Here is a 2,655-nt window from a genome sequence, read left to right on the forward strand (position 1 = left end):
CGGCCCCCAAAATCGCCGCCGCCGCGCTGCCGCCAACAAACGCCCCGGAGTGAAGACCTTTCAGGCCAAGGCCTTGATTTGCTTGAAGCGCACCACGCGATTCTGGCCCCAATCCGCGAAGCTGGGCTAAGGCGCAGCAAGCTTTGCAACCGGAGGATTTCCGGAGCAGGTTCATAGTGCGACGAGACCGGAGGCGTGCGCACCGAGGTCTTCGACTGTAAGCTGGCGAGCGCCGACGCCGACAGCGTCCGTCGGGCGGAGGCGGGCGGTGGCGACAAGGGAGTTCGCGGCGGCACCGCGCCCGCGGCCGGCCTCGCGGTATGTGCAATGACCCCCCGGGAGAAAGAGCATGGCCGAAACCAACGAGTACGTCCCGCCGAAAGTCTGGACCTGGAGCAAGCCGAGCGGCGGCCGGTTCGCGAACATCAACCGTCCGATCGCCGGTCCGACGCATGAGAAGGACCTTCCGGTCGGCGGCCATCCGCTCCAGCTCTATTCGCTGGCCACGCCGAACGGCCAGAAAGTCACGATCATGCTGGAGGAACTGCTCGCGCTCGGCAAGAGCGATGCTCAGTACGACGCATGGCTGATCAACATCGGCGAGGGCGATCAGTTCGGCAGCGGCTTCGTGGCGATCAACCCGAACTCGAAGATCCCGGCTATGGTGGACCGCTCCGGGCCCAAGCCTGTCCGAGTTTTCGAGTCGGGCGCCATTTTGCTCTATCTGGCCGAGAAATTCGGCGCGTTCCTGCCAAACGAAGCGGCGTTGCGCGCCGAGTGCCTGTCGTGGCTGTTTTGGCAGATGGGAAGCGCCCCCTATCTCGGCGGCGGGTTCGGCCACTTCTACGCTTACGCGCCGACCAAGATCGAATACGCCATCGACCGCTTCGCTATGGAGACCAAACGCTTGCTCCACGTTCTTGATCGCCGGCTCGGCGAGAGCCGCTATGTAGCCGGCGACGAATACAGCATCGCCGACATCGTCATATTCCCCTGGTACGGCGGCCTGGTCGAAGGGTGGCTCTACCGCGCCGCCGAATTCCTGTCGGTGCAGGACTACGCGAATGTGTTGCGCTGGTCCGAGGCGCTGCTCGCCCGCCCTGCGGTGGTGCGTGGCCGCATGGTCAACAGGACTTACGGCGATCCGGCTGGCCAACTGCGCGAGCGCCACGACGTCGGCGACTTCGAGACGAAGACGCAGGACAAGATCGCCGCGGGGCAATGACCTAGCGCCGCTGTGGCCGCGATCGCCGCGGATGCGGTCAGCGACGTCAGCGACCGCGTCTAAGACCCGCCCTCTACAGCCCCACCGGCGCGGTCACGCCGTCCTCGGCCGGAGCGGCGCGGAAAGCCGGAAGCGCCTCGGCGCGCGCCGAGAAGGCGGCGAGGTTCGCGTAGCGCGCGACGTCGACGACGTCACCGACCGTTCCGGCGACGAAGCCGAAGGCGCAGACGACGGCGATGTCGGCGAGGCCGAGGGGGCCGGTGATCCATCCGGTCTGCGGGAGTTCACGGTCGAGCGCCTGAAGCCCCGATTGAAGCTGGCCTATGATGCGGTCGACCCAAGGCTGATCGAGCTTTTCGGCCGGGCGAAGGGCGCGCTCGTAGTGCCGTTGCACCGCTTTCTCCATTACGGCCAGCGCCAAACCGGCGAACCGCAGCGCGCGAGGCCTTTCACCAGGCTCCTTGGGAGTCAGCGCCGTCATGGCGGGATAGGTTGCAAGCAAGTAATCGAGGATCAGCGTCGAATCGATCAGCACCGTCCCGTCGTCGGTCACCAACGTCGGCGCCTTCAGGAGCGGGTTGATTTTCGCGAATTCGTCGATGTGGCGGAAGAGCGAGATCGGCCGGTGCTCGAACGGACTTTTCGCCGCGATCAGCGCGACCGCGACCCTGCGCACGTAAGGCGAGTCGAGCATTCCGATCAGCTGCACTTCGGAGGATCCCCTGCGCACACGGCCAAAACGATACGCATCGTGCCTGCGAGTCGGGGTCATCGCAACCCATCCGGCCAGAGCAAAATATACGTTGGTATATAGCGACTCCGCCGGGGTTCGCAGAGTCTCAATGTGACTATCCCCCGGCAAAGCCGGGGGCTTTAGGTTTTTGAGCCGCTCGAAGCGGCAGGAGGGCGCTGAGGCGGTCCCTTAAGTTTGGAGCCGCCCAAGGGCGGCGTTGTCGTCGCCAAAGGTTCAACTGTTCCAGCCTCTGATCTTCCTCCTCTTGGTTGTGGATGTAGGCGCGGATCGCCTGCTCGTCGCACCCGACCGTGTTGACGACAAATCCTAGGGCCCAAAAGTGCTGCCCAACGAAATTGCGTTTGCGTTCTCCATAGACCCTGGCCATGTGATCGCGCTCTTGCCCTTGATGAAGCCGACCACCTGCGAAACCGCGTACATCGGCGGGATCGAAAGCAGCATGTGGACATGATCGGGCATCAAATGCCCCTCCTCGACCTTCGACTCCTTCTGGTCCGCAAGCTCGCGGAACACTTCGCCAAGATGCCACCGCAACTCTTGATACAGAATCCTGCGACGACATTTCGGAATGAACACAAAATGATATTTGCAGACCCAGGCTGTGTGGCTTATGAGACTCTCGCACTGGTCCATCGGTGGAGTTCCTTTCGTGTGAGTGGCCGCTCACGTTGGATCT

The 2,655-nt window shown here is 63.5% G+C and carries 2 protein-coding genes and 1 pseudogene; 1 reads left to right on the top strand and 2 read right to left on the bottom strand.

From position 1 onward, the window contains the following. Positions 1-349: 349 nt before the first annotated feature. The gene (gene yghU / locus ACLP25_RS12265) at positions 350-1,225 is read left to right on the top strand and encodes a glutathione-dependent disulfide-bond oxidoreductase (RefSeq protein WP_442469474.1); all 876 of its coding nucleotides are present in this window, start codon (positions 350-352) and stop codon (positions 1,223-1,225) included. A 73-nt stretch (positions 1,226-1,298) separates the two neighbouring features. On the opposite strand, the gene ACLP25_RS12270 is transcribed toward yghU, so the two are convergent. After that, positions 1,299-1,934 carry a glutathione S-transferase family protein gene (locus tag ACLP25_RS12270; RefSeq protein ID WP_442469475.1) on the bottom strand — a complete coding sequence of 212 codons (636 nt, stop codon included), beginning with the start codon at positions 1,932-1,934 and terminating at the stop codon, positions 1,299-1,301. 247 nt (positions 1,935-2,181) lie between these two features. Further along, positions 2,182-2,612, bottom strand: a pseudogene (tnpA, locus tag ACLP25_RS12275) (IS200/IS605 family transposase); the annotation flags it as partial. Between the last annotated feature and the right edge of the window lie 43 nt (positions 2,613-2,655).

The organism is Roseiarcus sp. (genome assembly GCF_052145395.1).
Lineage (GTDB): Bacteria > Pseudomonadota > Alphaproteobacteria > Rhizobiales > Beijerinckiaceae > Roseiarcus.

Coding starts and splice junctions, on each gene's coding strand:
- yghU (WP_442469474.1), top strand. CDS start 350: ATGGCCGAAACCAACGAGTACGTCCCGCCGAAAGTCTGGACCTGGAGC.